This is a genomic window from Corynebacterium sp. HMSC073B01 (genome assembly GCF_001838255.1).
GTDB classification, from domain to species: Bacteria; Actinomycetota; Actinomycetes; order Mycobacteriales; family Mycobacteriaceae; genus Corynebacterium; species Corynebacterium jeikeium_D.
In genome coordinates this window covers 1-26834 of the sequence record NZ_KV836150.1, presented here as the reverse complement: position 1 = coordinate 26834, position 26834 = coordinate 1, and the positions used below count along the sequence as shown (strand labels likewise).

At 58.5% G+C, this 26834-nt stretch carries 21 protein-coding genes and 1 tRNA gene; 14 read left to right on the top strand and 8 right to left on the bottom strand.

Features of this window, described 5'->3' with window-relative positions:
- The first annotated feature begins 51 nt into the window (after window positions 1–51).
- Together HMPREF2849_RS04310 and HMPREF2849_RS04305 are read left to right on the top strand one after the other, a co-directional pair.
- On the top strand, window positions 52–9189 hold the full coding sequence (locus HMPREF2849_RS04310; RefSeq protein ID WP_246822099.1) for a type I polyketide synthase: 9138 nt from the start codon (window positions 52–54) through the stop codon (window positions 9187–9189).
- The gene (locus tag HMPREF2849_RS04305; protein WP_016422272.1) at window positions 9186–9590 is read left to right on the top strand and encodes a holo-ACP synthase AcpS; all 405 of its coding nucleotides are present in this window, start codon (window positions 9186–9188) and stop codon (window positions 9588–9590) included. The genes HMPREF2849_RS04310 and HMPREF2849_RS04305 overlap by 4 nt, the downstream gene beginning before the upstream one ends.
- A 12-nt stretch (window positions 9591–9602) precedes the next feature.
- Here the strand turns inward: HMPREF2849_RS04305 and HMPREF2849_RS04300 are convergent, their stop codons facing one another.
- The 3 genes from HMPREF2849_RS04300 to bcp all read right to left on the bottom strand — a co-directional run bounded on the left by HMPREF2849_RS04300 (window position 9603) and on the right by bcp (window position 12786).
- Entirely contained in the window at window positions 9603–11363 is a 1761-nt protein-coding gene (locus HMPREF2849_RS04300; protein WP_080971516.1) for a neocarzinostatin apoprotein domain-containing protein, read from the bottom strand.
- 160 nt (window positions 11364–11523) lie between these two features.
- Complete coding sequence (locus tag HMPREF2849_RS04295) at window positions 11524–12183, bottom strand: TetR/AcrR family transcriptional regulator (RefSeq protein WP_049172878.1); 660 nt, start codon at window positions 12181–12183, stop codon at window positions 11524–11526.
- Between the two features lie 75 nt (window positions 12184–12258).
- Window positions 12259–12786 carry a thioredoxin-dependent thiol peroxidase gene (bcp, locus tag HMPREF2849_RS04290; protein ID WP_049172881.1) on the bottom strand — a complete coding sequence of 176 codons (528 nt, stop codon included), beginning with the start codon at window positions 12784–12786 and terminating at the stop codon, window positions 12259–12261.
- Between the two features lie 150 nt (window positions 12787–12936).
- Between bcp and HMPREF2849_RS04285 the strand changes: the two genes are divergently transcribed.
- From HMPREF2849_RS04285 to HMPREF2849_RS11530, 3 genes are all read left to right on the top strand, one after another.
- The gene (locus HMPREF2849_RS04285; RefSeq protein WP_038628049.1) at window positions 12937–13218 is read left to right on the top strand and encodes a DUF3618 domain-containing protein; all 282 of its coding nucleotides are present in this window, start codon (window positions 12937–12939) and stop codon (window positions 13216–13218) included.
- Window positions 13219–13550: 332 nt separating this feature from the next.
- A complete protein-coding gene (locus HMPREF2849_RS04280; protein WP_048733034.1) occupies window positions 13551–13826 on the top strand; it encodes a hypothetical protein in 276 nt (91 codons plus the stop codon).
- 72 nt (window positions 13827–13898) lie between these two features.
- Window positions 13899–14123 (top strand): BRO-N domain-containing protein, encoded by a 225-nt coding sequence (locus HMPREF2849_RS11530; protein ID WP_082149772.1) that lies wholly within the window; start codon window positions 13899–13901, stop codon window positions 14121–14123.
- On the opposite strand, the gene HMPREF2849_RS04275 is transcribed toward HMPREF2849_RS11530, so the two are convergent.
- Window positions 14089–14646 carry a recombinase family protein gene (locus HMPREF2849_RS04275; protein ID WP_191620923.1) on the bottom strand — a complete coding sequence of 186 codons (558 nt, stop codon included), beginning with the start codon at window positions 14644–14646 and terminating at the stop codon, window positions 14089–14091. The two genes, HMPREF2849_RS11530 and HMPREF2849_RS04275, sit on opposite strands and share 35 nt — an antisense overlap.
- A gap of 205 nt (window positions 14647–14851) precedes the next feature.
- Here HMPREF2849_RS04275 and HMPREF2849_RS04270 point away from each other — a divergent pair, with 205 nt between their 5' ends.
- From HMPREF2849_RS04270 to HMPREF2849_RS04245, 6 genes are all read left to right on the top strand, one after another.
- Window positions 14852–15397 (top strand): TetR/AcrR family transcriptional regulator, encoded by a 546-nt coding sequence (locus tag HMPREF2849_RS04270; protein WP_034997557.1) that lies wholly within the window; start codon window positions 14852–14854, stop codon window positions 15395–15397.
- Complete coding sequence (locus HMPREF2849_RS04265; RefSeq protein WP_048733039.1) at window positions 15394–15753, top strand: DMT family transporter; 360 nt, start codon at window positions 15394–15396, stop codon at window positions 15751–15753. The genes HMPREF2849_RS04270 and HMPREF2849_RS04265 overlap by 4 nt, the downstream gene beginning before the upstream one ends.
- A complete protein-coding gene (locus HMPREF2849_RS04260) occupies window positions 15750–16079 on the top strand; it encodes a DMT family transporter (RefSeq protein WP_003849969.1) in 330 nt (109 codons plus the stop codon). Before HMPREF2849_RS04265 ends, HMPREF2849_RS04260 begins: the two co-directional genes overlap by 4 nt.
- 99 nt (window positions 16080–16178) lie before the next feature.
- Window positions 16179–16493 carry an NIPSNAP family protein gene (locus HMPREF2849_RS04255; protein WP_174232238.1) on the top strand — a complete coding sequence of 105 codons (315 nt, stop codon included), beginning with the start codon at window positions 16179–16181 and terminating at the stop codon, window positions 16491–16493.
- A gap of 735 nt (window positions 16494–17228) precedes the next feature.
- Window positions 17229–17918 carry a hypothetical protein gene (locus HMPREF2849_RS04250; protein ID WP_141764539.1) on the top strand — a complete coding sequence of 230 codons (690 nt, stop codon included), beginning with the start codon at window positions 17229–17231 and terminating at the stop codon, window positions 17916–17918.
- Window positions 17919–18078: 160 nt separating this feature from the next.
- A complete protein-coding gene (locus HMPREF2849_RS04245) occupies window positions 18079–19017 on the top strand; it encodes an AAA family ATPase (protein ID WP_141764538.1) in 939 nt (312 codons plus the stop codon).
- Between the two features lie 451 nt (window positions 19018–19468).
- Here the strand turns inward: HMPREF2849_RS04245 and HMPREF2849_RS04240 are convergent, their stop codons facing one another.
- Complete coding sequence (locus HMPREF2849_RS04240) at window positions 19469–20254, bottom strand: tyrosine-type recombinase/integrase (protein WP_160310001.1); 786 nt, start codon at window positions 20252–20254, stop codon at window positions 19469–19471.
- 483 nt (window positions 20255–20737) lie between these two features.
- A tRNA-Lys gene (locus tag HMPREF2849_RS04235) sits at window positions 20738–20810 on the bottom strand.
- 652 nt (window positions 20811–21462) lie between these two features.
- On the opposite strand from HMPREF2849_RS04235, the gene HMPREF2849_RS04230 reads away from it, so the two are divergent.
- A complete protein-coding gene (locus HMPREF2849_RS04230; RefSeq protein WP_049172917.1) occupies window positions 21463–22632 on the top strand; it encodes a L,D-transpeptidase in 1170 nt (389 codons plus the stop codon).
- 53 nt (window positions 22633–22685) lie between these two features.
- Here the strand turns inward: HMPREF2849_RS04230 and HMPREF2849_RS04225 are convergent, their stop codons facing one another.
- Complete coding sequence (locus HMPREF2849_RS04225) at window positions 22686–23369, bottom strand: LuxR C-terminal-related transcriptional regulator (RefSeq protein ID WP_080969579.1); 684 nt, start codon at window positions 23367–23369, stop codon at window positions 22686–22688.
- A gap of 61 nt (window positions 23370–23430) precedes the next feature.
- On the bottom strand, window positions 23431–24636 hold the full coding sequence (locus HMPREF2849_RS04220; RefSeq protein WP_070827483.1) for a sensor histidine kinase: 1206 nt from the start codon (window positions 24634–24636) through the stop codon (window positions 23431–23433).
- Between the two features lie 149 nt (window positions 24637–24785).
- Here HMPREF2849_RS04220 and HMPREF2849_RS04215 point away from each other — a divergent pair, with 149 nt between their 5' ends.
- The gene (locus HMPREF2849_RS04215; protein WP_242458717.1) at window positions 24786–25802 is read left to right on the top strand and encodes an FtsX-like permease family protein; all 1017 of its coding nucleotides are present in this window, start codon (window positions 24786–24788) and stop codon (window positions 25800–25802) included.
- A gap of 102 nt (window positions 25803–25904) precedes the next feature.
- Window positions 25905–26699: an ABC transporter ATP-binding protein gene (locus HMPREF2849_RS04210; RefSeq protein WP_049172923.1), complete on the top strand. Its 795-nt coding sequence runs from the start codon at window positions 25905–25907 to the stop codon at window positions 26697–26699.
- Window positions 26700–26834: the final 135 nt, after the last annotated feature.

Sequence of the window (26834 nt, the reverse complement as noted above, 5' to 3'; positions counted from 1 at the left end):
ATTCCTCATGATTTATGGCATAGTGTCCTGGCAAGGATTTGGAAACAAAAGATGTTTTCATTTCGTACTCCACAAGACAAGGACCTCAGCCACGTGAAATACGAAAAACTCGCCACTTTGCAGACCAACGTCGTAACTGCTCCAGACCTGGGCACTTTTGCAGTCACTTTCGCCGGTCAATCGCAACCATGGCTGGACACTCTCTCCAGCGTCATGGCCAGTGGCAACTCAAAGAAACTACGGGAAGTTTTCACTCGCGCTGAGGAACTGCTCACACCGCTTGACGACGATCTCATCGGCCAGCTTCCCGCAGGTTTCGACCCCTTTGGCTGGGCAATCTCACTCGTTACAGACGAGCCATTTACCGGAGATACAACCAACCCTGCGGTCAGCGTCCCGGGCATCGTCTTGGCACAGTTGGGCATTGTCGAGTTGCTGGAAAAGCAGGGAATTAATATCACCGAAGCGGTAGCGGTAACCGGTCATTCGCAAGGTGTTCTTGCCGCTGAGATTGTCGCTCGCCCAGAGAAGGCAGCAGAGCTTCTGGCGCTAGCTCGCCTCATCGGTGTGGCGTGTGCGCGCGGAAGCCGAGTAGCCGGATTTGGGCACGCGCCGATGATGAGTATCTCTGGCCTGACGGTCGAGGAGTTGGAGCCTTTCCTCCCCCAGGGCTGTGTCATCGGTCTGAAGAATACGCAGACTACCAGCGTAGTTATCGGCAAGCAGGATGAACTAGACCAGCTGGCAGAGCAGCTCACAACGCAGCAGCCGAAGGGTCGGAAAGTCGAATGTACAGTTCTGCCAGTTAGTGGCGCATTCCATCACCCAGCGCTGGTACCTGCTGTGGCATGGGTAGTGGAGCGAGCTGAGCGCATTGGGCTAGATGCGGAAACGGCGGACCGGCTTGCGCGTGCAATCTTGGTTGACCCCAGTGACTGGAGCGCCGAGGTACGGGGGCTCATCGACCAAGGAGCAACCACCATTTTGGATCTGGGGCCGAACACAGGCGTCGTCAAGCTGACAGAACGCAACGCTGAAGGCTATGGCGTGGCGGTGATTCCTGCGGCGACAGCTGCGGGGAGGGGCGTCCTGTCTGAGAGCGACATTGAGCACCCGACATCGTGGCTGGAGTTTGCGCCGCGTCTGGTCACTGGAGACAAGCCCCGTGTCGAGACGAAGTTCACCAAGTTGACCGGGCGCTCGCCAATTCTGCTCGGCGGTATGACCCCGACAACCGTTGACCCTGAAATTGTGGCGGCTGCTGCGAATGCGGGGTTCTGGGCGGAGCTGGCCGGTGGCGGCCAAGTCACGCCGGAAATCTTCGAGGCTAATGTGGCGCGACTCTCCGATCTGCTCGAGGAGGGCCGCAGTGCACAGTTCAACACCATGTTTTTGGATCCGTACCTGTGGGGTTTGCACATTGGAAGCCGCCGTTTGCTCCCGCGCGCAGTGGCAGCGGGGCGACCGATTGATGGCGTCACCATCTCCGCGGGAATCCCCGAGGTGGACGAGGCAGTTGAGCTAGTAAAGCAGCTGCGTGAGGGCGGGATTCCGCATATCTCCTTCAAACCGGGCACAATCGCTCAAATCGAGTCGGTGCTCGAAATTGCAGACACCTTGGCGCAGCAGGGCACGCCGTATCCAATCATCATGCAGGTTGAAGGTGGGCGTGCCGGTGGCCACCACTCCTGGGAAGATCTCGATGACCTGCTAATTAACACCTACGCAAAGATCCGCAAGCGAGATGTGGTGCTTGCTGTTGGCGGCGGTATCGGCAAGCCAGAGCAGGCCCGTGATTATCTGATGGGCACGTGGTCGACACGGTGCGGATTGGCGCCGATGCCGGTAGATGCTGTCATCATCGGCACAGCTGCGATGGCAGCAAAGGAGTCGACCGCCTCCGAGTCCGTGAAACAAATGTTGGTCGACACCGTCGGCACTGACAACTGGATTCCCGCTGGTAGCGCCATGGATGGCATGGCGTCGGGGCGCAGCCAGTTGGGTGCTGATATCCACGAAATTGATAACGCCGCAGCACGCGCAGGCAGATTGCTTGACGAAGTCGCAGGTGACCTCACTAAGGTGACTGAACGACGCGCAGAGATCATCGAGGCGATTAACGCCACCGCGAAGCCGTACTTCGGAGATGTCAGCACCATGACGTATGCCGAGGTGCTGAACCGCTATCTCGAACTGTGTGCGCCCGAAGGGACGTTCCTCGATCCAACGTGGTCGACGCGCTTCGTCGCACTCGTCGACCGCGTAGAGGCACGACTGAATGCAGTCGACGCGGGCACGTTTGACGCGCTTGCCGACGGCGACAGCTTGCACACCCAGCCGCAGAACGAAATCTCGCGACTGTCCGGCCTGCTGGATCTGGATACCCAGCTCCACCCAGCAGATGTCACCTTCTTTATCTCTGAGCTCTGCCGCACACCTGGCAAACCTGTGCCATTCGTTCCGGTTATCGATGATGAGGTTCGTCGCTGGTGGCGATCGGACTCCCTATGGCAGGCGCATGACTCTCGCTACGATGCGGATCAAGTCTGCATCATCCCAGGGCCGCAGGCTGTTTCGGGCATTACCCGCGCGAATGAGCCAGTAGCGGAAATTCTGGGTCGGTTTGAAAAAGCTACTGCACAGGCATTGACGGATACCGGCTACCTGCCGGAGGCACCTGTTGACGCCCTCAGCCGGATGCTCGCAGCACCTGTGATTTGGTGGGCTGGTCGACAGCAGCCGAATCCGGCGCTGGCACTTGGCGCGGAACATGAGTGGGTATGTGTATCTGACGCAAGTGATGTCTCTCGTTCACAACGCCTGGAGCACCCAGGTACTGGTGCCATTTTGGAGACCATTGGAGCTGATGGCAGCAATGATGAGGGCGGGGAGGAGCTCGTCTGGGCACAGCTGACCGTTCCGCTGCCCGATGCTGCGGGGGAGAATACGCAACTGCGAATTCGCCTGTGCCAGAGTGCAGCGGTGGGCGCAGTGCCCGTCGTCAAGCATGAGGATGCGGCAGCCGCGATGCGGGAGCTGACGCGAATCGCGGCTGGCGGTGAGCTTGCAAACATCGTCGATGGGGTCGCGGAGTGGGAATCCGTGTGGGATCCGATGGCGATGGCTGACTACGATGCGGTCACTATTGCAGCTGCCGGCGATGAGTCACAGGCGACGGTGCCGGACGCGTTGGTCGGGCATGCTTGGCCAGCGATTTTTGCGGCAGTCGCGCAGGCGCGTACTGAGACCGGCATTGATGTTGTTGAGGGCATGCTCGCGCTTGTTCACCTTGAGCATCACATTCGTATGATTGGAGCTCTGCCGCAGGAAACCACAACGTTGCGGATTAGTGCGCGTGTCGACGAGGCCGTTGATACGGACTTAGGGCGACTAGTTGTGGTGCGCGCGGAGGTTCGTGATGGCGATACGCTGCTCGCCACCTTGAGTGAACGCTTTGCCATTCGTGGCCGAAACGGCGGCGAGACAGCGCGGACCAATACTGTGCCATTTCCAACGGTCACGGATACGCCACGGAGTTTCCGCGGTGCCTTGACCGTGGAAGCGCCTAAGGCGATGGAGCCATTTAGCTGTGTCACGGGCGATCGCAATCCTATCCACGTCGATTCCCGGGCAGCAGCGCTAGCTGGTCTACCAGGGGTTATTGTCCATGGAATGTGGCTGTCGGCGATGGCCGAGCATGCGGCTGTTGCCACGTCGGATGCCGGCATTGGCAATCGGGTGATTGAGTTCACTGCGACTATGCTGAGTCCGGTTCTACCTGGTCAGGAAGTGAAATTCTCTGTCGAACGCCGTGGTTTTGATGACCGTCCAGGCGCCGGTGAAGTCCGTGAAGTCACGGCCACAGTAGAGGGCGAGCTGGTACTGACTGCCACTGCTGTAATTGCCGCACCGACGACTGCATATGTCTTCCCTGGCCAGGGGATTCAATCACAGGGGATGGGGCTGTCTGCCCGGACTCGCAGCGTAGCGGCCCGCCGCGTGTGGGACCAGGCGGATGCGATGACCCGAGAGAAGCTTGGCTTTTCCGTACTGGCTATTGTTCGGGACAACCCGGTAGAGGTGGTTGTGGATGGTGTGCGCTATTTCCACCCAGAAGGTGTCCTGAATCTGACTCAGTTCACCCAGGTTGCGATGGCGACGTTGGGGCTGGCGCAGGTTGCGGAGCTCCGTGAAGCAGGGCTGCTGGATGAAACAGCTCACTTTGCGGGACACTCTGTCGGTGAGTACAACGCGCTGGCGGCTTTCGCTGGTGCGCTTGACGCAGATGCCGTGTTGGAGGTTGTCTACCGCCGCGGTTTGACCATGCATGAACTGGTCGAACGTGATGAGCAGGGGAGGTCCAACTATGGTTTGTGCGCCCTGCGTCCGGACAAGATCGGCGTACGCGAGGACGAGGTCACTGAGTTTGTTAATCGGTTGTCGCAGGAAACCGGTGAGTTCCTCGAAGTCGTAAATCTCAACCTGGCAGGCAAGCAGTACGCCGTCGCCGGCACCGTCGCGGGCCTTGCGGCACTGGCTGAACAGTGCGAGCGCCGCAGCTCGGACGGCAAGGGATACGTGCGTATCCCAGGTATTGATGTGCCATTCCACTCCAGTGTCCTACGCGACGGTGTGGATTCCTTCCGTAAACACCTGGAGCGGCTGCTGCCAGCGGAAATCGCTCCAGAACGCCTGGTGGGACGCTATATCCCGAATCTCACCGCGACCTCTTTTGAGCTGACCGAGAAGTTCGTCCGCCAGATGGCTGCAGTCGTCGACTCAGACATTCTGGAAAACATCCTTGCCGACTTTGATACTGCTGCTGAAAACCCGGCGCGCCTGGCCCGCATGTTGCTGGTCGAGTTGCTGGCCTGGCAATTCTGCTCACCGGTGAGGTGGGTCGAAACTCAGGATCTGTTGCTTGAGGATCTCGGTGTCAGCCGCATTATTGAAGTCGGTGTAGGTACAGCGCCCACACTGGCAAACCTGGCTGCCCGTACCTGCCAGTTGCCCCGCCACCGAAGCCGTGACATTCGAGTGCTCAATCTCGAGCGTGATGCTGATGCAGCGTTTATGCGCGACCAAATTCAGCCGGAAAAGACTGAGCCCGAGTCGGAGGTGACACCAGAGCAGGACGCGGCGCAGACCCTATCTGGAGCAGCAGGAGCATCGGGAGAAGCAGGATCAGCGGCGCCGGCGGTATCCGCAGACCAATCCGCGGCGACCGAACAGGCAACCACGATCACGAGTGCTGCCACTCCGGCTGCCGAAGTTGCTGATATCGCAGTCAGCCCGGCAGAAGCGCTGGAAGTTCTTATTTGCCAATGGACGAAGGTGCGCCCCGACCAGCTCGGCGCCGCCGACTCCATTGAGACTCTGGTCGATGGAGTCTCATCTCGACGCAATCAACTGCTGCTCGATCTCGGAGTGGAATTCGACCTCGGTTCAATCGAAGGGGCCGCAGATGCGGAACTGGCTGATCTAAAGGACAAGATTGATAGCTTGGCCAGTGGGTATTCGGCATTCGGTCCGATTCTCTCCGAAGCCATTGCCGACGGTATTCGCCGGATTACCGGTCCTGCCGGTGCAGGCGCGAATTACATCGATGACTATGTGGTCGATGAATGGCAGCTCGGCAAGGGGTGGGCAACCGCAGTTAGCGCCGAGATCATGCTCGGTACTCGCGAGGGCGCATCCCTGCGCGGCGGTGATCTTGCGCATCTGGCACCGGCCGCCCCAACCAGTACTGCTGAACTCAACCAGCTGATCGATGAAGCAATCCTCGCGGTCGCCTCGCAGCGAGGTGTATCTGTCGCTAAGCCGTCGGCAAGCGACAGTAGTGCTGGGATGGTCGACTCGGCTGCACTCACTGAGTTTGCAGATAAACTGACTGGTCAACGAGGAATTCTTGCCACCGCTGCACGCACGATTCTGGAGCAACTCGGCCACGAGATTACCGGTGCCATTGACTTCGATGCCGAAGACGCCGACAGCAACCTGGTAAATCTCGTCACTGCTGAACTCGGTGCGGACTGGCCGAAGCTGGTCACCCCGACGTTTACGCCCACCAAGGCAGTGCTGCTCGACGACCGCTGGGCCACCTCCCGCGATGACCTAGCACGCCTCTGGGCAGCCGCTGATGAAGACGTGGCTGACACCGCGCCGGGCAGTATCCACGAAACCGCAGTCGAGCAGGCACAGTGGTGGGCTGCCAAGGCAGACGCGGCAGGGCGAACACAGTTGGCGAGTATCTACCGACAGCTGGCGGATGAGTCCATCACGAATGTGGACGAACTATCGATGAATGCCGACATCGCAGTTGTTACCGGTGCATCGCCAAATTCGATTGGCTCCGCTGTGACTGCACAGTTGCTGTCTCAGGGAGCAACCGTTGTTGTCACTACCTCACGCCTGGGACATGAGCGCCTGAGCTTCTACAAGCAGCTCTACCGCATGCATGCGCAGGGCGAGGCGAAGCTGTGGGTGGTACCGGCGAACCTGTCCAGCTTCCAGGACCTGGATTCCCTTATCGACTGGATCGGAACCGAGCAGACTACGACGATTGGTGCGGAAGTGGTTGTGACCAAGCCTGCACTGTCACCGACGTTGCTATTCCCGTTCGCGGCGCCTACGGTTTCGGGTTCGCTTGCCGACGCCGGTCCTGCGTCCGAGACCCAAATGCGTCTGCTTCTGTGGTCGGTGGAACGACTCATCGCAGGGATGTCAGCACTTGGCGGGGACAATAATCTGGACCATCGTTTGCATGTGGTGCTGCCGGGTTCACCGAACCGTGGTCGCTTCGGCGGTGATGGTGCCTATGGTGAAGCCAAGGCCGCACTCGATGCAGTGGTGGCGCGCTGGAATGTGGAGGACGCTTGGCGCACCCGCACCACTCTGGCTCATGCACAGATTGGTTGGGTTCGAGGCACCAACCTGATGGGTGGAAACGACCCATTGGTTGCTGCAGTGGAAGCAAAGGGAGTACGCACCTTCTCCACCGAAGAAATGGCAGCTGAACTCATTGAGCTCGCGAGCTCGGAGGCTCGGAAGAAGGCACAAACCCGCCCGATTCAGGCCGATCTCACCGGCGGATTGGGTGACGTCGACCTCAACATTGCGCAAATGGCGCAGGAGGCTGCACAGGCGGCTGCCCCAGCAGCTCAAAACTCTGAGATCTCTAGCGGGGCGAGCTCGCAGGAGCCGTCGTCAAGCCGTGTTTTGAGCGGCCTGCCAAGCCCTCGCCGACCAATTGCGCAGACAACACCGACCTTTGGTGACATCGCAGCGGCTCTGGAGGACATGGTGGTCATCGTGGGCGCCGGTGAGCTTGGGCCGTACGGTTCTTCCCGGACGCGCTTTGAGGCTGAAGTCGATGATATTTCTGCAGCAGGAATTGTGGAATTAGCCTGGTCAATGGGGTTGATTTCCTATGAGGGTGGCTGGCGCGACGCCGACGGGCAACCGTTGGCAGAAAGCGACATTGCTTCGCGTTACCGCGATGAAGTGCTGGCGCGAGTTGGTGTGCGTCGTTACGCCGATGATGGCGATTTGGTTGATAATACGATGACTGAGCTGACCACGGTCTACCTGGATCGTGCGTTGAGCTTTGCTGTGCGTGACCGCGCGGCAGCGGAGACTTTTGTCAGTTCCAACCCGGACAACACCACTGCGAGCTTCGATGCCGAGACAGGGCAGTGGCTTGTGACACGAGCCGCTGGCACACCAGTGCAGGTTCCGCGCCGAATGGCGATGAGCCGCTATGTTGGCGGTCAAATTCCGCAGGGCTTTGACCCGGCACGATACGGTATTCCGGCAGACATGATGGACAATCTGGACCGCGTGAGCTTGTGGAACATTGTCTGTACTGTCGATGCCTTCTTGTCATCGGGCTTCAGCCCAGCGCAACTGCTGGAAGCGGTCAACCCGGCGCGAGTGTCGTCGACCCAGGGCACAGGTATTGGTGCGATGGAGTCGCTGCGCAGTCTCTACATCGACGGCCTGCTGGGGCAACCGCGAGCCAATGACGTCCTGCAGGAGGCATTGCCAAATGTTATTGCCGCCCACGTTATGCAGTCTTATGTCGGTGGCTACGGGCAGATGATTCACCCTGTCGCAGCCTGTGCGACGGCAGCGGTGTCGGTGGAGGAGGGCGTCGACAAGATTGCCCTGGGTAAGGCAGATTTCGTTGTCGCAGGTGGCTTCGATGACCTATCCACAGAGGGAATTACAGGTTTCGGCGACATGGCCGCCACAGCTGACTCCGCCACCATGGAAGACAAAGGCATCGACCATGAGTACTTCTCCAGGCCGAACGATCGTCGACGCGGAGGCTTTGTGGAATCGCAAGGCGGTGGCACGGTGCTGTTGGCTCGCGGAGACATCGCTCGTGACATGGGGCTCCCCGTGCTCGGTGTCGTCGCATACGCCCAGTCCTTCGCCGACGGCGCGCACACGTCCATTCCGGCGCCGGGTTTGGGTGCGCTAGCGGCCGCTCAGGGCGGCGAGAAGTCTCGATTGGCTCGCGCACTTGCAGTACTCGATGTCACTGCGGATCAGGTCGCGGTGTTGTCCAAGCACGACACCTCGACCAATGCCAACGACCCAAATGAGTCCGAACTGCATGAACGCATTGCAGATGAACTCGGTCGCGAGCGCTCTAACCCGCTGTTGGTGGTCTCTCAGAAATCGCTGACGGGACACGCTAAGGGTGGTGCTGCAGCGTTCCAGATCATTGGTCTGACCCAGGTATTGCGCAGCGGCATTGTGCCAGGTAATCGATCGCTGGACTGCGTCGATCCCGCATTGGCTGCGCATTCGCGTCTGGTATGGCCAACGAAGGCAGTCAATTTCGGCAATACGTTGCCGCTGAAGGCTGGCTTTGTTACCTCGCTCGGGTTCGGACATGTCTCGGCACTGGTGGCAGTCGTCCATCCGGAAGCTTTCTACCAAGCGATAGTGCAGCACGATGGCGCTGAGGCTGCGGAGCGTTGGCGGTCCGCGGCGCACAACCGCGAAGCGGCTGGTCTGCGTCGCATTGATGAGGCTATTTACGGTGGGGAAGCTCTCTACGAGCGTCCACGCGAGCGAAACCTGGCGGACGGTGGTCGGTTCGGTTCACCCGCTGCATTGGAAAAGGCAGTTCTGCTTTCCGACGGCGCCCGTCTGATCGATGGTGTCCTCCAGCCATGATTGGCGTAGACCTCGTCTATATTCCGGGCTTCGAAGAGCAGCTGAATATGCCAGGAAGTCAGTTCGCGCAGGCTGTTTTCACACCTGCGGAGCTACTGGTAGCTAGGCGCCGCGGAGCAGTCGGCGGCGCTCTGGCGCGTCACTTAGCGGGCCGCTGGGCTGCGAAGGAAGCCTTCATCAAGGCCTGGTCGCAGACTCTCTTCGGCAGCCAACCGCCGATTGCGCGCGATCAGCTGGACTGGCGGGAAATAGAGGTGCAGCCGGATGCCTACGGTCGCGTGAGCATCAGTCTCCACGGGGCTGTGAGCCGCCATTTCCACGATCAGGAGTGGCAGCTGGGGCCGTCGTTAAGCATCTCGCACGACGGCGACTACGCAATCGCCGTCGTACGCTTGGACTAGCCCGGCGCCGTGCTAATCGACGGACTTCTGACGGCGACCGACCAAGATGCCGGCACCGAAGATTAGCGCGCCCAGGATTGCGCCGGTTCCGGCGACTGCGGCGGTTTGGAGCGGGGAGTTGGTCGCGGCCTGCTGAGTCTGCACATCAACTTCGTCGAGGCCATTGCCGGAAGCGTTGGACTTTGCGGAAGCCTTGCCAGATGCCTTGGATGAGCCGCTGGCCTTGGACTCTCCGGTCTTGGAGGCACCGGTCTTCACAGCTTCTTCGCGTTCCTTGGCGGAGCCGCCGACGCTGAGGTCCGTGGCCGTGTCCTGGCTGCGGTCGGAGGAACCGTGAGCAGCAAAGGTGTAGAGTGCGCAGTCATTTTCGACGCAGTTGGCGGCCGATGTGACGGCCTCGACATTGAGCGTTGTGGAGAAGCTGCCGTCGGAGGACATCTGGGAGGTGCGGACAAACTCAGCGGCGGAGAAAGCATCAGCGTTGGTGGTGGAGAACTTGTTCTTCTCAGCCACTGCGACGTAGATGCCGTTGCCACTGGTCTTGAATCCGGTGCCGGAGACGGTAATTGGGGTGCTGCCCGATGGATTCAGTTCCGTGGTGGACAGGCTTACCGACGGGGTGCCGGTCGAGGAGCTGCTGCCGTTGGAGCTGCTGGAGCCGCTGGAGGCGCTGGTGCTACTCGTTCCACTAGACCCTGTGCTGCCACTGGTGCCGGAGCTTGCGCTGCCTGCGGACTGTGAGGAGCCACCGCCGGAGGGCAGGGTAGCGTCCTGCTTGGCAGCTCCGCCGGCAAACGATACCGCGGTCGCCGTGTCCTGGCTGCGGTCAGAAGAACCGTGAGCAGCAATGGTGTAGACCGAGCAAGCGTTCTGCATGCAGTCTGCCGTGCCGAACTTCGCGCTGACCGGAAGATCCACGCTGAAGCTGCCGTCGGACTTCAGGTTGCCGCGAGAGGTAGACACAAACTTGGTATCCGGGCCGAAGGAATCGGCGTTGGTCACATCCATCTGGTCATTTTGCGCGATACCGACGTAGATGCCCGGTCCAGAGGTCTTGAAACCCTTGCCTTCGACTCGAATGGTGTCGCCGCTCGGGTTCAAGTCTGAGGTCTTGGACAGGCTCACCGATGCGTTACCCCGTGACTGCGACGGTGACTGCGAGCCCGACTGTGACTGGGAGCCCGAACCAGCGCTCTGGCCACCGCTCGGCGCCGCGCCGGTGGAACCCTGCGATTGAGCAGCCTGGGAAGTAGCACCCGCCTTGAAGGTGATGGGGACCCACTGGTCATTGCTGCGGTCAGAAAGATTAGGGAACGCAGTAAAGGAGGCTACGTAGCACTGGGTAGAGGTGCAGTCGACATCGCCAAAGCTGGTCGCGACCTTCATCTCCTGCGTAAAACTTCCGTCCGCGCCAACCGTGACCTTGGCCGCTTCGCCGTAGGTCGAAGGGTAGCCCGACTTTGGCTTCTCGATTGTCTGGGCCAGGTAAATATTTGCGTTAGCGGGGTAGCCGACTCCCTTGATGGTCACGGTGGCGCCGTCGGACAGATCGGTGGCAGGGGTCACGGAGAGCTGGCGCTCAGACTGATCGGTGCTGCCGCCGAGAAGGTCGCCGATGCCGGGGAGCGAACCGCCGAGCTGTCCAATCGATGGCAGTGACTGTGCCGATGCGGGGACTGCGGGTAAAAATCCCGTACTCACTACGATTGCCGAAGCTAAAACAATAGAGCGGGGAAGCAGGCTCCGTCGGAAAGCGCCCTGCGTCGTGGACATGTGAACCTCTGATTCTGTTTGGGAGTTCCGGCGCAGGCGCGGCGAAAAACAGGGAACCCCACCGCGCTGACCAGAGTAAAGCGTAAACTAAGGCAAGCCTACCCTCCGTGTATTGATAAGGGCAATAAATGCCCCTGCCGAGGTGGGCGAGGGGTGCTCTCTAGTCTGCGGCCTCCGCGACGCTCATGAGATAAGAGATTGTCATGCGTTTGATTTCCTGCACCGTCAGCTCGTAATGAGCTTCCCGCTCAGCATCGCTTCCCGGATGGTCCACCGCATAATTCAGCAGGGCGTACGTGGCGTTAATCATGAGGTCGGAGATGAAGTTCAGTTCCGCATCGCTTGACGACGGCACCAGCGGGCGCAGCACCTTTGAAATCTCGGTGACCAGGCGTGACTTCGTATCTTCTGCGGTTGCGCGTGTGGCGGGCGTTGATTGAACAGCCAGCCATACGGCTCTTCTGGAAACGTCCTCGCGCCAGAGTTTTGCCAGGTGATCGATGAACTCCGAGAGAAACTCCGGCCATTTCAAGGTGGGGACTGTTTCGCCGAAGCGTGAGACTTCCTCGATGACGGCCTCGGTGTCCTGACGGTCGAGCTCGCAGATCATCACATACTTGTTTGCGAAGAATTGGTAGAGCGTGCCAATGGGGATATCTGCGATGCGAGCGACTTCGTCGAAAGTGAAAGACTCAAACCCGTGCTCGATGAGCACTGTGCGTGCCGAGCTGAGCATGCGTGCGTACCGCTCTCGGCTGCGTTGCTGAGCCGGAGTGCGACGGGGACGAAGAATATTCGGTGCGTCCTGGGATTGAGTCACTACTACGAAACCGTCTAATCGGGATGATGTGGGAGGAGAGTTTGGGGCCAGGGTCAAAGTAGGCCTTGCGGCTAGTTAGCTTTCGGAAGCCTGTGATTCCACGCCCAAGTCACGCAGTACGCGCTGGACGTGCCCCTTGGCGCGAACGTTGTACCAGGCCTTTTCAATTTCTCCTTCGGCATTAACCAGGAAAGTCGAGCGGATGACGCCCTGGACAATCTTGCCGTAGTTCTTCTTCTCGCCGAAAGCGCCGAATGCGGTCATGGTTTCCTTGTCCGGATCGGACAGAAGGGTGAAGTTTAAGCCGTGGTCCTCGCGGAACTTTGCGAGTTTCGCCGGCTTGTCCGGAGAAATACCTACGACAGGAATGCCGGCATCGTTCAGGGCAGCGGATTCATCGCGGAAGTCGCATGCCTCAGTGGTGCAACCTGGGGTGTTGGCCCGCGGGTAGAAGTAAATCAGCACGGGCTTGCCCGCGTAGTCCGACAGAGAAACCTGCTCTTCGGCGTCGTTGAGAAGAGTAAACGCTGGGGCAGGGTCGCCAGCTTCCAGACGGATGTTGTTCTGGCCGTATTCTTTGTCGCTGGAGGAAGAAGTAGTCATGGCTTCATCGTATCGACTCTGGAGCGGTGCGTGTCGACTCTGAAGCAATGCGTTGAGTTTTTCCCCGTGCTCGCCCACGTTGCTGTAGTGGAAGTGTTAGTCTTTTAGGCGAACAATCACTTTAGATATTCAACTTTTTAGGGAGTTTACGTGGCTCGCAGCATTGAAGATATCCAGCGCGATATTGAGCGTAACCGTAACCAGCTCGCCCGTACTCTGGATGAGCTAACCGTGCGAACGAATCCGAAGAACGTTGCGGATGACGCAAAGACCCGTGTTTTCGATGCTCTGAATGAGCCGAAGGTGCAGGCAGCACTGGGCGTCGTTGCCGCACTTGTTGTTGGTGGCATCGCAATGGGCATTCGTCGCAACCGCAATCGCAGCAAGGAAATTGACCGCATTCGCGAGATGATTGAGACTGCTGCTAAATAGTTTTTCGGTAATTAGCGCACGCGCTTCGGGTGGTTGCCTGGGGTCGTGCGCTTTTGCGTATCTAACCCTTGTTTGAGTCACGCGTGGGGTGCGAGCGAGGGTTGCAAGTTGGCGCCTACGCTTGTTATGCAACAAAAAGACCGGGAGGGTATTTCTACCTTCCCGGTCTGTATTGTGCGCCATCAGGGACTCGAACCCCGAGAGGTTTTAAGCCACTATCAGACGCGCATCAGCGCAGGTAAAAGCGTTTTTAGCGAGTTCTCCGTTCTAGGGAAAACAGTAGCACACAGCCGTGTGCCCAATTTGTGCCCAATTACAGAGAGGTAGAGTCAATGAAGATCGCAATCCGGGACATGATGAAGCATGACAACATCACCCTGGGAGACGTGGAAGACGGTCTCATTATCGAGGTTGCAAGCACCGTACACGCCCGCATTCATGACGGTGTTCTGTTCGTGTCCTGTGACGCTGAAGCAAGCCCGAAGGCGGTAGGCATGTCCGTGGTGCAAGAGGTTGTGCAACACACCGGGGCGGCCCTGAAGTTCGAGGCGGTTGTCGATTCGCCTGACTACCCTTCGGGCAAAGAAGTTATTGCCTGGTTGTCGTGATTACGCTGGGAACGGGGCAGAGATGACCACTGTACTACAGCGGTCACCGGCCGTTTTACCAGGTCATGAAGCATAGCAGGGTGTAACTTCCGTGTCGTACTAGAAGACGGAGAGCCTTGGTTCGTTCTCAAGGACGTATGCGACGTTCTGGAGATGGAAGCCCCACACATGGTTGCCAAAAGGCTTCACGAAGATGACCGAAATACTAATTCGGTCACCGACCGTTTGGGCAGGTCACAACGGGTAACAACGGTGAACGAGTCTAGCCTAGATAGTTGTAGACCGATTGGCGGCTAATGCCGAAGTCGTTAGCTAGTTTGGTGACTGATACGCCCTCTGCCTTGAGCTTCTTGAGCTCTGCAACCCGTTCGGAATCAAGGGCCTTCTTGCGTCCCTTGTACTTGCCTTTAGCCTTGGCGATCGCAATTCCTTCCCGCTGGCGCTCAAGAATCATGGAGCGTTCAAACTCTGCCACAGCGCCAAGCATGGAAAGAAGTAGGTTGTTCATTGGGGAATCTTCTCCGGTGAAGGTTAGAGCTTCTTTGACAAACTCAACTCGAATGCCGTTGCTGGTGAGCTCCCTGACGGTGCGCCGAAGATCCTCAAGATTACGGGCTAGACGATCCATAGAGTGAACAACAAGCGTGTCGCCTTCTCTGCAAAAGCCCATCGCGGCCTGAAGCTCTGGCCTGTTGGTGTCCTTACCGCTGGCCTTGTCCTCAAAAACGCGGTCGAGTTCCACGCCCTCTAGTTGCCTATCGGTGTTCTGGTCTACGGTGCTAACTCGCTTGTACCCGATACGCAGCGCCTTGCTGGTCATTGTGTCCTACTCCCTTTGTCTGCCATGCCGTGGTGTCAAAATAGACTCTAAGGCATTCCTGGACGTGTGTCAATAAATACACAACCCCACCCTATTTAGACGGGGTTTAGGTGGAGGTCTGCCTGTCCAACTAGGGTGTACCCCAGGTGCCCCTACCAGCGCCCGCAGTTGAAGGCTTCACCTACCAAATGGTAAAGTTAGCTATATGCGAACCAGTCAGCGCTCCGAGATCCTGGAAGCTGCCCTCCGCGTCATGAACGCAGCGGAGGGTGGCGACATTACCCTTGACGCAGTGACCCACGAGGCCGGGCTCACCAAACCGGGATTGCTATATCACTTCCGCAACCGCGACGTACTGCTCGCCGCGATCGTCGACCACGCTGCGGCCAACGTCGAGAACGACATGACTGCCACCCTTGGCAAGCCCCTCGAGAACGCCAACGCCACCGAGCGGCTCCTGAGCTACGTTCACGTCGCCGCCCACGGGGCCGCCAAGCGCGCCGAGTTCATCATCTGGGGCCAAGCGACGTATCGGCCCGAACTCACCGAACCGTGGACTACGCGGATGGGCCGCTGGCTCGAACTCCCGGACGATCTCGACGCCGCCACCCGAGCCAGGCTGACCACCGCCCGACTCGCCGCCGACGGACTCTGGGGCGCCCAGGCCACAGGTGTGTCCACCCTCCACGGCGCGGATCTCGAAGCCGTCGTCTCCAGCATTCGCTCCCTGATCGAAGGAACAACCCCATGAAGCAGTGGTTCCTGCTCGCTGGTGCCATCACTACCGAAGTGGCGGCGACGCTGTCTCTCAAGGCGGCGCTCAATCACCCATCCTGGTACATCGTGGTTGCTGCCGGATACATCGGCACTTTCGTCTTCCTCACCTTCTGCCTGCGCGAAGGAATGCAGATCGGCGTCGCCTATGGCATCTGGGGAGCCAGCGGGGTCGTGCTCGCCGCCGTGCTATCCGCCGCGATTTTCGGTGAACCTCTGACCGCTGTGATGGGTCTTGGAATGGTTGCGATCATCAGCGGTGTCCTCACCGTCGAACTCGGCTCCCAGAAAGCTCAGCAAACCGCAGCCCAGGAAGCAGGAGTCAACTCATGAGATGGATCTTCCTCGCAGGCGCCATCTTGTCCGAAGTCGTCGCGACCATGTCGCTACGAGCCTCCGACGGTGGCCGGGTGAAGAAATGGTTCATCGGCGTCATCGCGGGGTATCTCGTGGCGTTCGTCGCCTTAAGTCTCGCCTTGGCTGACGGCATGGCCCTTGGCGTCGCCTACGGCATCTGGGCAGCATCCGGCGTAGCTCTCACCGCGATCCTCGCCCGGGTCATCTTCCACGAACCCCTCACCCGAACCATGGCCCTCGGCATCCTCCTCATCGCCGTCGGAGTTCTCACCGTTGAACTCGGCGCCAACTTGGCGAACTGACGCATTTCCGCAGGTAAACCAGGCAGATTGGTGTGCTGCACCACGAGGCGCACAGACAAAGGCTCCCCAATGAGCGCCTGTGGGCCTAGCGTTGTGGATGTGATCACCTGTGTCGTCCACTACACCATCGACCCCGACCAGATCGCAGCCTTTGAACAGTTCGCCCGCGCTTGGATGCGGCATGTCGACGAACACGGCGGCACCCACCACGGGTACTACCTACCCGCGGAAGGTGTGAGTGACCGTGCGGAATCCCTGTTCAGCTTCCCCAGCCTGGCTGCCTACGAGCAGTACCGCACCTTGTTCGGCACCCACTCGGACTTCATCGCCGCTGACCGGATTCGAGACGAGTCCGAGTGCGTCCTGCGGTACGAGCGCACCTTCATGCGGCCGCTCCTACCCCAGGGACACTGAAAGGGACTCCGGCAGCACGCTCGGCACAACCCACAACGCCGCAGGTCAGCGCGTACAGATGGGTGTGCCCTACTTGGACACAGTGAGGAGTCTTTGGTGGCTACCTAGTACGGGGCACCCGGAGGGTGTGCAGGCAGTCTCCGGGGCAGCCCCCGGGTATGCCGGGGGTCTAGAGGTGGCACGCCCCGCTGTAGGGTGTCCGGGCGTTAGGAGGTAGCTGGGCAGGCAGGCCCGGCGCGCCGGGCAGGTCTAGGGGCTTAGAGGTAGGCAGGACTACACGCAAGGGTGTGGCGCGCGCCTAGGGTCTGTATACAGCGGGGGGCGAGCATGGCGGCGTGTGTTGTGTAGTGAGGCTGGACAATCCACCGGAGTCGAAGAAGGCGGGTGTCGTAGTGGCCCACGGGGGTTATCCCCGCCCCGTGCATGGGCACCGTACGTGATAGCGGGTGTCCTCCCGTGTACGGGTTGCAGGGTCGATAGAACGTGACGTTCCTCACAATCCCCGGTTTATATTTTGACACGACAAAACGCCCTACGGTAAGATGGTAGGGCTGGGATTTTTGTATCTCGGTATCGTTGTTTGAAGAACTGAACAGTGTAGCCACCGCGCCCGGTGACGTAGATAACCAAGGGAGGATTGTATGGATTTATAGAAAAAGGCACACCAAAGTAATGCGGAAATATACGCGGTCTAGCCACCGCGCCAATCGCCTCACAACAGGCAGTAAGGACATTATGACGGGACTTAAGAAAGAAGTCAAGCAACTACAGGAGTTCTACGCACTCCAGGGAAAAAGGGTCTGCAACGCTTGCAACGATGTTCTGGCGCTTTGTGGAGACAACTTCACGAAGGACAAGAAGGGCTTAGGCGGGTTTATGTCCCGTTGTAAGCGGTGCACCAACGCAGCAGCGAAGCAGCGGGCTAAGTCCGGGTACGGCTTCGGGTACTCGTTAGAAAACGGGTTCACTCGGGCTAAGGCGATGGGGCGTAAAGCGTGGAGGGTCACCGAGCCACAGCTAGTAAAGCACCTCCGGAACCAACGCAACCACGACCCGGAGAATTGCTACTACACCGGGGTGACTCTCCAGACCCAGGACAGCAGCAACAGGGCGACCTACAGGCACCTAGAGCACATCGTTCCGCTGAGTAAAAAGGGGTCGATGCACCGGGTGGGCAACCTTGTGCCCTGTAGTGCAGTGTTTAATACATGGAAGGCAGACCAACCGGCGCATATCGCAGTGTTAAAAGCACCGGAGCACCTGCAAGCTACAACGTGTTACCTGGGCTGTGTAGACGGCTTTGCACAAGCCGACGCTAACGGCAATCCCGATGTCCCTGGACAGTTAGTCACCTGGGAGCCTAACGGGTGCGATCAGCCGCCACGGGAGATGAGCCTAGAAGAGGCCAAGGCAATCCTGAGCTAGACCGGACAGCGGTCACACCACCACCACCGGGGAAACTACAGCGGGCATCGCTGCAAGTCCCCGGCTTACCAAAGGAAAAACAATCACCAACTACATCGACAACGACGGCAACCTGACGGACCTGGGAGAGCGCTCACTAGCACTTCACAATCTGGGGGCCGTGCGGCTCGGAGATATGCAAGAGGTATCTCACAAAGACTTTTGGATTATCGAAGGGGCATTAGCCAAGCAGGGCACCACGTACGTTTACGGCATGTCCAAGATGGGAAAGTCCTTCTTCGTTTCCCAAGTCATTAACGCAGCCTTACAAGGCACCGACTTATTAAACTTACGCACCTACGAAAAAGTAGACAGCGTTCTAATTCTCACCACCGACGCAGGCAGCGACCTGGAATACAAGATGCGATTAGACGCACTGGGGACAGACCCGGAGCGGGTCTATATCCGCAAACTAGATACAGCGACCTCCGAGGTGCCTTGGGAGGACATAGCCGGGGACGCAAACACGATCGGCTTCGGTCTCGTCGTCGTAGACCACGCCACAGCCCTAGTAGAGGGCGAAATCAACTACCGAGAAGGCTGGGTAAGGTTGTACGAGCACCTAGCAAGGTTTAACGCCCCAACGGTGTTGGTGGGCCACTCTACAGATTCCAGGCAAGAAGGCAAGCAGATTAAGCGACCGGCGGGGAACGCGGCTGCAACTCAGTTCGCACGGGCCAGAGTGTTTTTAAACGCGCCGGGCGGTCTCGTGCAGTCTCCTAAGCGAGTTCTTGAGTTCCAGGCCAATAATGCAGAGGTTGAACCGATTCACTGTGTGAAGGATAAACACGGCTTCTTGGTTGTTGATTCCGAAGTTCCGAAGGAGTCCACGAAGAAGCGCCAACGCAGTGAACAGGCCAAAGACTTAAATGCCCTAGTACGTGACCTTGCAACGAAGGCACCCCGGGGATTGAACAAGTCCGAGGCGGCTCGTCGGGTGACAGAACAGTTATTGAGCGTTCACGGTATCGAACGTAAAGCCGACTCCATTAGAAACATCTTGAATCGGTCGGAGTCGCTTGCGTGGAACGAGGAGACAGGCAGCTGGGAGGCGGTGTAGAGTTGCATTTTTAATGTACAAACTCGTGTGCAACTTTTTTACATATCCGCAGGTCACAGGGTTGCATTTTGCATTTTGAACCCCCTATGGAGGCTCACCCCGTGCAAGTATTCCTTTTAACGGGAGGCTTACGGCCTCCCTTCTTAGGAGGAGTGAAGAAACCAAAGGGCGGCTTATTGCCGCCCGGTCACGATAAGAGGCCCTTTAGGGGCCTTGAAAAGGGGCGAACAGCCCCGGTCGTGATTGTTTCTGTGCTTGGTTGTTTCTCTAAGGAGGCTTCTAAAGCCTCCGTTGGTCTAACTCGTTCCCGGCGTAGGTGCCCAACACCGGAGCCGGTTGTTACCGTCGTAGGGGGCGAAGCAATAAGCGGAGTCCCCGGAGGATCCCTACAGTTACCAGAGGAAACAGTAGTGGAGAGACCGGCCCGCTTGGGCGGGCTGGGTTGTCTCTCCTAGTCTTCTAGATTCACCGAAGACATAAGCGCATTAGCGCGCCGCTGCCTAGCTCTCATGTACGTGTTCACGATGGTGGACACGTCTTCTTGACCGAGGATTAAACCAATCTCCCTTGGAGTGGCCCCGGCTTCAGCAAGCCGGGTGATAAGGTACACACGCCCGTAGTGGGGCGTGAGATCGTCTTCAATCCCGGCTTTATCCTTGGCTCGATAGAAGATTGATCTGTACGACGTATCAAACACCACAGCACCGTTGTCGGTCTCTGTTGCGTAGCCCTCCGGGCGTGGCTGATACGTGGCTAGATGCTCGGTAATGATGTGCTGAAACTCTGGCATGATCGGTACGGTTCTATAGCCCGCTTGTGTTTTGGGCGGGTGGAGTTCCATCTTCACACCACCTTTGCCGTTAGGCACCCTGGCTAGGGTTCCTTCGATTATCACCTTGTCCGGAAAGACGTGTTTGCCGTGCAGGGCTAGGGCTTCTCCCAACCGAAGGCCGTGGAACAGGCACAACACCGTAATGAGCCGGTAGCGGTGTGGAACGTGTTCCAAGATTGCCCGAAACTGTTCAGTGGTTGGCAGTTCCTTCCGCTTACTTTGCGGTTTGCGAGACGCAACCCTGACGTGAACCGGGTTTGAAGTGAGATAGCCGTATTCGACAGCCAGATTCATGATTGTTCGGAGCTTTTGATACGCCCGGTGATTGCGGTAAGCGGTATCGGGAAAAGCTTCTACGGTGTCCTGCCACCACGCGGCAACCTTGCGAGGGGTTAGTTTATCCACCGGGGTAGAGGCAAGCCGCTCATGCCCTAGTATTCGGAGGTTAACTACTTCCTTGTAAGCCCGGAGCGTGGTGTTTCGTACGCCCGGCGCGATTAGCTGGAGCCAGTGGTGTGTTAGCTCACCGACAGTAGGGACAGTTTCCTTTTCGGTGTTTGGTGATTCCCAAGCGCCTAGGTCGATCGCCTTCTTGTTTTCGGCTAGCCATGCGAGCGCGCTTAGTTTGTCCGGAAACGTGGAGCTGTACCGCTTACCGTCCGGTGCGGTGTACCGAGCTTGGTATCGTCCGCTTTTCAGTAGTCGTAAACTACCGAAGTTTTGTGCCCAATTCGTGCCCAATGTGTGCCCTTTAGAGGTCATTTCCCGGGGTACACGGGCGATTAATGTACCCTGGGCATGCTATTGTGAAAAACGCCCTGAACAGGGAGTTACCTCTAAAAACACCAAGGGCCAGACAGCAAAAACACTGTCTGACCTGGGCTTTTGTGCGCCATCAGGGACTCGAACCCCGAACCCGCTGATTAAGAGTCAGCTGCTCTGCCAGTTGAGCTAATGGCGCTTACTGTTTCCTGCTTGGTGCTCTCTGTGTGAGCTCCTCGCCGGCAACGAGAAGATATATAACCAGGTTTCTGATTGTTTGTAAAATCGGCTGGTCAGATGCTGTTTTTGAATTGATGTTTTTGCATGTTTTTTGAAAGGTTTTGCGCAACCGTTTGAAAAAAGTTCAAAAAAAGTTTGGAAATCCTCAAAGTGGGGTAGGGCCTGTATCAATGCCATCGACGTTGGGAGTGTGCATAGATGTCGGAGTTACGTTCGACAGTGTTCAGTAACGTCCGGAAGCGTCCGGTGGCACTTTTGAATAGCGAACTGATTACTTTTCGGTAACGCAGCTTCAAGGGGGCGCTGTTTTCCCAGGTCGGTTGAAGTGCCCCGGTTTTTTGGGGTTGCACAGCAATTTTCCAGAGGGTTAACTGTAGGAACCGTTGGGCTACTTTGCGTGCTGCGCCCTGTGAGGGGTTGATGACTGCGATTGGGCAGTCAATAAGGCTTTTCAGTTAGGGCGAGCGTTTTATCGGTGGCTAGTGCCGCTGCAGGGCAGTCTGACCTTTTTCGAGGGCGCACCAGGGGCTGTAGCAGGACTCCGCTGTGTGTCGCAGTGTGTCCCCGGGACTTACTACTTAATAATTGCACTGTTGGAGTGAAGCACGATCATGCGGCAATCTTTTAAGCGCCTGTCGATGGCGGTGGTGACATTTGCGACCACCATCTCGCTAGCTGCTTGTACCGTCGGCGGAGATAATGCCGAGCAGCAAGAGGCGGAGAAGCCAGACGTTGGTCTTGTCGCCAGTGTGAAGGACGACGCCACCGATGTTTCGGTGGTTGACCCGATTTCGGTTCAGGTGGAAGAGGGACATCGCCTGGACAAGGTTGTTATGACCAACCCTGAGGGCAAAGAGGTCAAGGGCAAGCTCGACTCCAGTGGTACCAAGTGGACCACTGCAGAACCCCTGGGCTACTCAAAGACCTATGAGATTAACGCCACCTCGGGCACAGAAAAGCTGGCTACTTCTTTCACCACCGTCGAGCCGACTTCTCAGGTAAATGGTTACCTGTCCCCGCTGGATGGTTCCACCGTGGGTGTCGGTCAGACTATTGCTGTGAAATTCAGCGCGAGTATTTCGGACCGCAAGGCTGCTGAGGAAGCAATTAAGGTGACCACCGAGCCTAAGGTGGAAGGCGCTTTCTACTGGCTGAATAACAGTGAGGTGCGCTGGCGTCCAAAGGAGTACTGGAAGCCGGGGACCAAGGTTACCGTGAAGTCCGATATTTACGGCACGGATCTTGGTGACGATATGTACGGTGCGGAGTCCGCCGAAACCAGCTTCACTATCGGTGATGAAGTCATTGCTATCGCTGATGACGCGACGAAGACCATGGTCATTAAGAGGAACGGTGAAGTCGTAAACTCCATGCCTATCTCTATGGGGTCGAATGTTCACCCGACTCCGAATGGCCAGTACATCATCGGTGATCGCAACGAGACCATGGTGATGGACTCTCGTACCTACGGCCTGTCTCTGGAAAACGGTGGCTACGTCACGCCGGTTAACTATGCAACGCAGATGTCTTACTCCGGTATCTACGTCCACGGTGCACCGTGGTCAACGTGGGCACAGGGCAGCGTCAACCAGTCTCACGGCTGCATCAACGTCACTGACGCCAACGCTAAGTGGTTCCTGGACAACACTAAGCGCGGTGACATCGTGATTGTGAAGAATACGATTGGTGAGACGCTCTCCGGTGTTGATGGACTCGGTGACTGGAACATCCCGTGGGAGACCTGGAAGAAGGGCAACGCCGACGAGACCAGCTCTTGGTAGTCCATGTCCTCTAAGTGAGGCCATCATTTAAGCCACGCGGGTTAGTCCGTTTCCTAATCACCCAACATTCCCAGCTCCTGCGCCCGAGCAACAGCCGCGGTGCGGGAGCTGACGTCTAGCTTGGTGAAAATATGTACCAGATGCGATTTCACAGTCGCTTCGGTGAGCACCAGCTGTTCTGCAATTTTTCTATTCGACATACCCCGCGCGACCAACTCGAGCACTTCGAGTTCGCGCGGGGTTAGTGCTGTATTGGGGTTGCGCATCCGACCCATCAAGCGCCCGGCCACTTGTGTGTTCAGCACGGTCTCGCCGCGAACGGCACGACGGATACCATCGATGAGCTCCTCCGGAGCGGCATCCTTCAGCAGATAACCAACTGCGCCTGCGGTGACAGCGCCGAGCACATCGGAGTCCGAAGAATAATTGGTCACCACCAACACTTCTGGAGCCTTTGCGCCGCGCCCGGCCAGTGCGCGGATGGCTGCGGTGGCATCAACTCCGCCTGCGCGGGTAGCAGTGCCAGGGGCCTCACCAAAGCGAAGGTCCATGAGTACCAGATCGATGTGGTCGCAAGAGTCGTCGTCAAGCGATGCGCGCACCTTCTCGACCGCCTCGTCACCGCTGGCCGCCTCGCCAACCACGACGATATCCGGCGCCGATTCAACGACTGCGCGAAGACCAGCGCGGACGATGGGGTGATCGTCGGCGATGAGGACTCCGATGGGCTTGGTCACCTGGCTAACTCCTCGGGTGATGTGAATGGTCGTTTCCTACCTGCATACCAGGCGCGGGACTTTAAGAGGCGAGCTCGTGCGGGATGCTGACGCTGACACCGCAGCCACGCCCCGGTTCCGACTCGATGGTGAAGGTGCCGCCGAGCTTCTCTACGCGTCGGCGCGCGTTGGCGATCCCCACGCTGTCGTCGTTAGTTGGTGCGGTGGGGTCGAAGCCGATGCCGTTGTCGACGCAGTCGAGCAGAATCTCGTCGGGCTGGTAGGTCAGGGTGACACGGCAACGCGTGGCGTGTGCATGCTTGACGACGTTCGCCAAGCTCGCCTGGGCCACCCTGATGATGGTTGCTTCGACGGTGGCCGGCAGCCGCGTGGGTGTGCCGTCGACGCAGAAGCTGACAGCATCGCCCAGCACCGTGGAGGAGCAGACTTTCTCCAACGCGCCGGATAGGTCTGCGCCTTCGAGGGGAGCCGGCTGAAGTGCTGCGATGATGCGCCGGGTCTCGGCGAGATTGTCGGCCGCAACCTTGCGGGCGAGCTGTAGCGAATCCACCGAGGTCTGGTCATGCTGAGTGGAAGCACTTTTCATGCGGGACTCCACCGAATGCAGTAGCAGCTGGATGGAGGAAAGCCCCTGCGCCACGGTGTCATGAATATCGGCTGCGAGGCGTGCGCGTTCGTCCAGCTCACCGGCACGACGGGACAGTGCTTCCGAGTGGGCGCGGGCGGCTGAGAGCTCCTCCAGCGCCTTGGTCTTTTCGATAGTCTCCTTCTGCAGGAGCCGGAACCCCAGCCCCACCGTAAGTACAAACGTCCCGCCCAGAATGGGGCCAAGGACACCACCAAATGTCAGCGGAGTATGAATAGCGATAGCGCCAATTGCCGTCGCCGTTGTCGCTGCTACCATGATTACGGCCGTAAGACCGCCGGTTACCTGCAGAATTACGAAAAACAGTGGGAAAACCAGGAACGAGGCATCCAGCGTTGCAAACGCCAACGCCGCCCAGCACAGCAGCAGAATCACAAGCCAGCCCAACAGCAGGCCACGCGGCTTAGTCAGCGCGACCTCGTTGGCTACGTTGCCATGCCGAGCCCGCCCAATCGGCCCAATGGAACCTGCGATGTACACCGCTAGAAAGCACGCCGCATAGGTGATGATTCGCCACTGCGGATCCGGAACCACGCATACCGCCAGCAGCACCAGCACCAAAACATCCAGGGCAAACCGCAGTAATTGCCAGCTGCGGTTCAGAGTCTCAGGAGTATCCACGCTCTCGAGCTTAGGGCAGTTCCGCCTGCCAAAACACCGCTGACGAGCCGGAATTGTCAACATCAACCGAAAGTTGGAGACGAAGTTCAACCTCCATGGCGATTAAATCCGCCTTTGAATCCACGACCATAATGAATATGTACCAGTCAATGAAAGAACTTCGAGCCGCTCCAGGCCGTGCCGCACTGATCACCATCACCGTCGGGATGATTGCTGTGATGGTCACGTTCCTCTCGGCTTTGGCTGCAGGCCTGTCCGCCCAGTCCGTCTCCGCACTTGACGAGGTCTACAGCAAAAACGATGCCGTCGTCGTCTCCGAGGGGGCTACGTCGTTGTCGTCGTCAAGCATCGGCGAGACGGCGCGAAAGAGCGTCCAGACATGGGCGAGCGACAACGGCGCAAATGTCCGCGATGTCTACGTCAGTCGTGCGCGCGTCGATGAAACGCCCGTCACCGTCATCTCCGACTTTTCGCTTAACGACGACCAGGTGGCCGTCACCGACGGCGTCAGTGAAACCGCCATTGCGGAAGGTGACTCGCTGACCCTGTCTGGCGCGATGGGCGAGCACGAGGCCACCGTTGCGCGCGTGGCGGGAGATAAGTGGTTGGACCACCAAGCGGTCATTTATGCCGGGCGCGGCGTGATGGAAGACCTGACGCCGGGGCAGATGGTGCCAGCGGCGATGGTTGTCGACGAGTCCGCGGCGCAGCTGCCGAATGTCTCGGAAGGAACCATTCTGCGCGACGGCGAGCGCAATAACCTGTCGGCTTCCTACCAGGGTGAGCAGACCTCGCTGAACGCGATGACCTCGATGCTGTATGTGATTTCTGCGCTGGTGGTAGGCGCGTTCTTCACCGTGTGGACCGTTCAACGACTGCGTGGTGTGGCCATTTCCTCGGCGCTCGGTGCGTCCCGCTCCGTGCTGGTGGCTGACTCTCTGGCGCAGGTCCTGGCCGTGCTGGCAATCGGAGTCGGTGGCGGTGTTGCGGTGACTGCAGCGGCGGGCTGGGCTCTGCAGAGCGGCGACGTCATGCCAATTGTGGTCGATGCTTCCACGACCGTCGTGCCGGGGCTCATTCTGGCCGTGACCGGCGTAGTTGGTGCGCTGCTGGCACTGGTGCCGGTATTCCGCGTCGATCCGACCACCGCATTGGCGAATGCGTAGTGGCTCGTTAGTACGGCCTAGCACGGCGGCTTCCCACAGAACACTCACATCGCGTTAATCATGCACAACCTTCAACTGAGGAATTGAGGAATTCAGGACAAAATGACTACCTACATCGACAACCAGGCTCCCGTGGCACTCGCTCTGAAGAACATTTCGCTGACCGTCCAAGATGGCGACAACAAACGCACCATTTTGGATGACATCTCGCTGAAGATCCGGGCAGGCGAGGTAGTGGGACTGGTCGGACCATCGGGTTCCGGCAAGTCGACTCTGTTGACCATCGCAGGTTGTTTGAAGAGTGCCGATACCGGACATGTCACGCTGTACTCCAACAAGCAGGACGCGAACGGTGCAGGCGCGGACGAGAGTGCGGAAAGGAAGGCCATTGATCTGAGCGCTCGCGGCGCGGATGCTGCCAAGATTCGTCGCGAACACATCGGCATCGTTTTCCAGCAGCCGAATCTTCTGCCAGCGCTGACGGTCAAGCAGCAGCTCATCGCAATGCGGCGATTGGGCCGTGTTTTCGGGTGGCCCGCGGGTGGCCGTCGTGAAGCGGAGAAGCGCGCAGATGAATTGCTCGAGGCAGTCGGACTGGCTGGGCTGGGAGAACGTCGCGTGAGCCAGCTTTCCGGTGGTCAGCAGGCACGCGTCAATGTTGCGCGCGCACTGATGAATGAGCCGGAAGTGCTGCTAGTCGACGAACCGACCGCGGCTTTGGATCAGAAGAGTGCAGGGGCGGTGACGCGACTGATTATGGATGTGACGCGGAAGATGGGTGTGGCCACCCTGTACATCACCCACGACCTGGGGCAGCTCCACGGTGCCGACCGAATCGTGGAGATGGTTGACGGCAAGCTGCAGTCCGCGGATGCAGGCTTGGTGGCTACTCGGTAGTGACTATGGGGGAGGAGGCGGCATCGAAAAGGCTGGGTCAGATAACCACGCCGCCGGAAAGGCTCACATTTTTGGCCTTTAACCCCAGAAATTACGGGCTGCAAATGTGAAACTGTGTGAGTTTATGACACTTTC

Excerpts from the sequence above, each read along its gene's own strand:
- HMPREF2849_RS04310 (WP_246822099.1), top strand. The coding sequence starts at position 52 with ATGTTTTCATTTCGTACTCCACAAGACAAGGACCTCAGCCACGTGAAA.
- HMPREF2849_RS04275 (WP_191620923.1), bottom strand. The coding sequence starts at position 14,646 with ATGACCAGCAAGGCGCTGCGTATCGGGTACAAGCGAGTTAGCACCGTA.
- HMPREF2849_RS04230 (WP_049172917.1), top strand. The coding sequence starts at position 21,463 with ATGCGGCAATCTTTTAAGCGCCTGTCGATGGCGGTGGTGACATTTGCG.
- HMPREF2849_RS04300 (WP_080971516.1), bottom strand. The coding sequence starts at position 11,363 with ATGTCCACGACGCAGGGCGCTTTCCGACGGAGCCTGCTTCCCCGCTCT.
- HMPREF2849_RS04250 (WP_141764539.1), top strand. The coding sequence starts at position 17,229 with ATGACGGGACTTAAGAAAGAAGTCAAGCAACTACAGGAGTTCTACGCA.
- HMPREF2849_RS04265 (WP_048733039.1), top strand. The coding sequence starts at position 15,394 with ATGAAGCAGTGGTTCCTGCTCGCTGGTGCCATCACTACCGAAGTGGCG.
- HMPREF2849_RS04210 (WP_049172923.1), top strand. The coding sequence starts at position 25,905 with ATGACTACCTACATCGACAACCAGGCTCCCGTGGCACTCGCTCTGAAG.
- HMPREF2849_RS04305 (WP_016422272.1), top strand. The coding sequence starts at position 9,186 with ATGATTGGCGTAGACCTCGTCTATATTCCGGGCTTCGAAGAGCAGCTG.
- HMPREF2849_RS04260 (WP_003849969.1), top strand. The coding sequence starts at position 15,750 with ATGAGATGGATCTTCCTCGCAGGCGCCATCTTGTCCGAAGTCGTCGCG.
- HMPREF2849_RS04270 (WP_034997557.1), top strand. The coding sequence starts at position 14,852 with ATGCGAACCAGTCAGCGCTCCGAGATCCTGGAAGCTGCCCTCCGCGTC.
- HMPREF2849_RS04215 (WP_242458717.1), top strand. The coding sequence starts at position 24,786 with ATGAAAGAACTTCGAGCCGCTCCAGGCCGTGCCGCACTGATCACCATC.
- bcp (WP_049172881.1), bottom strand. The coding sequence starts at position 12,786 with ATGACTACTTCTTCCTCCAGCGACAAAGAATACGGCCAGAACAACATC.
- HMPREF2849_RS04280 (WP_048733034.1), top strand. The coding sequence starts at position 13,551 with ATGAAGATCGCAATCCGGGACATGATGAAGCATGACAACATCACCCTG.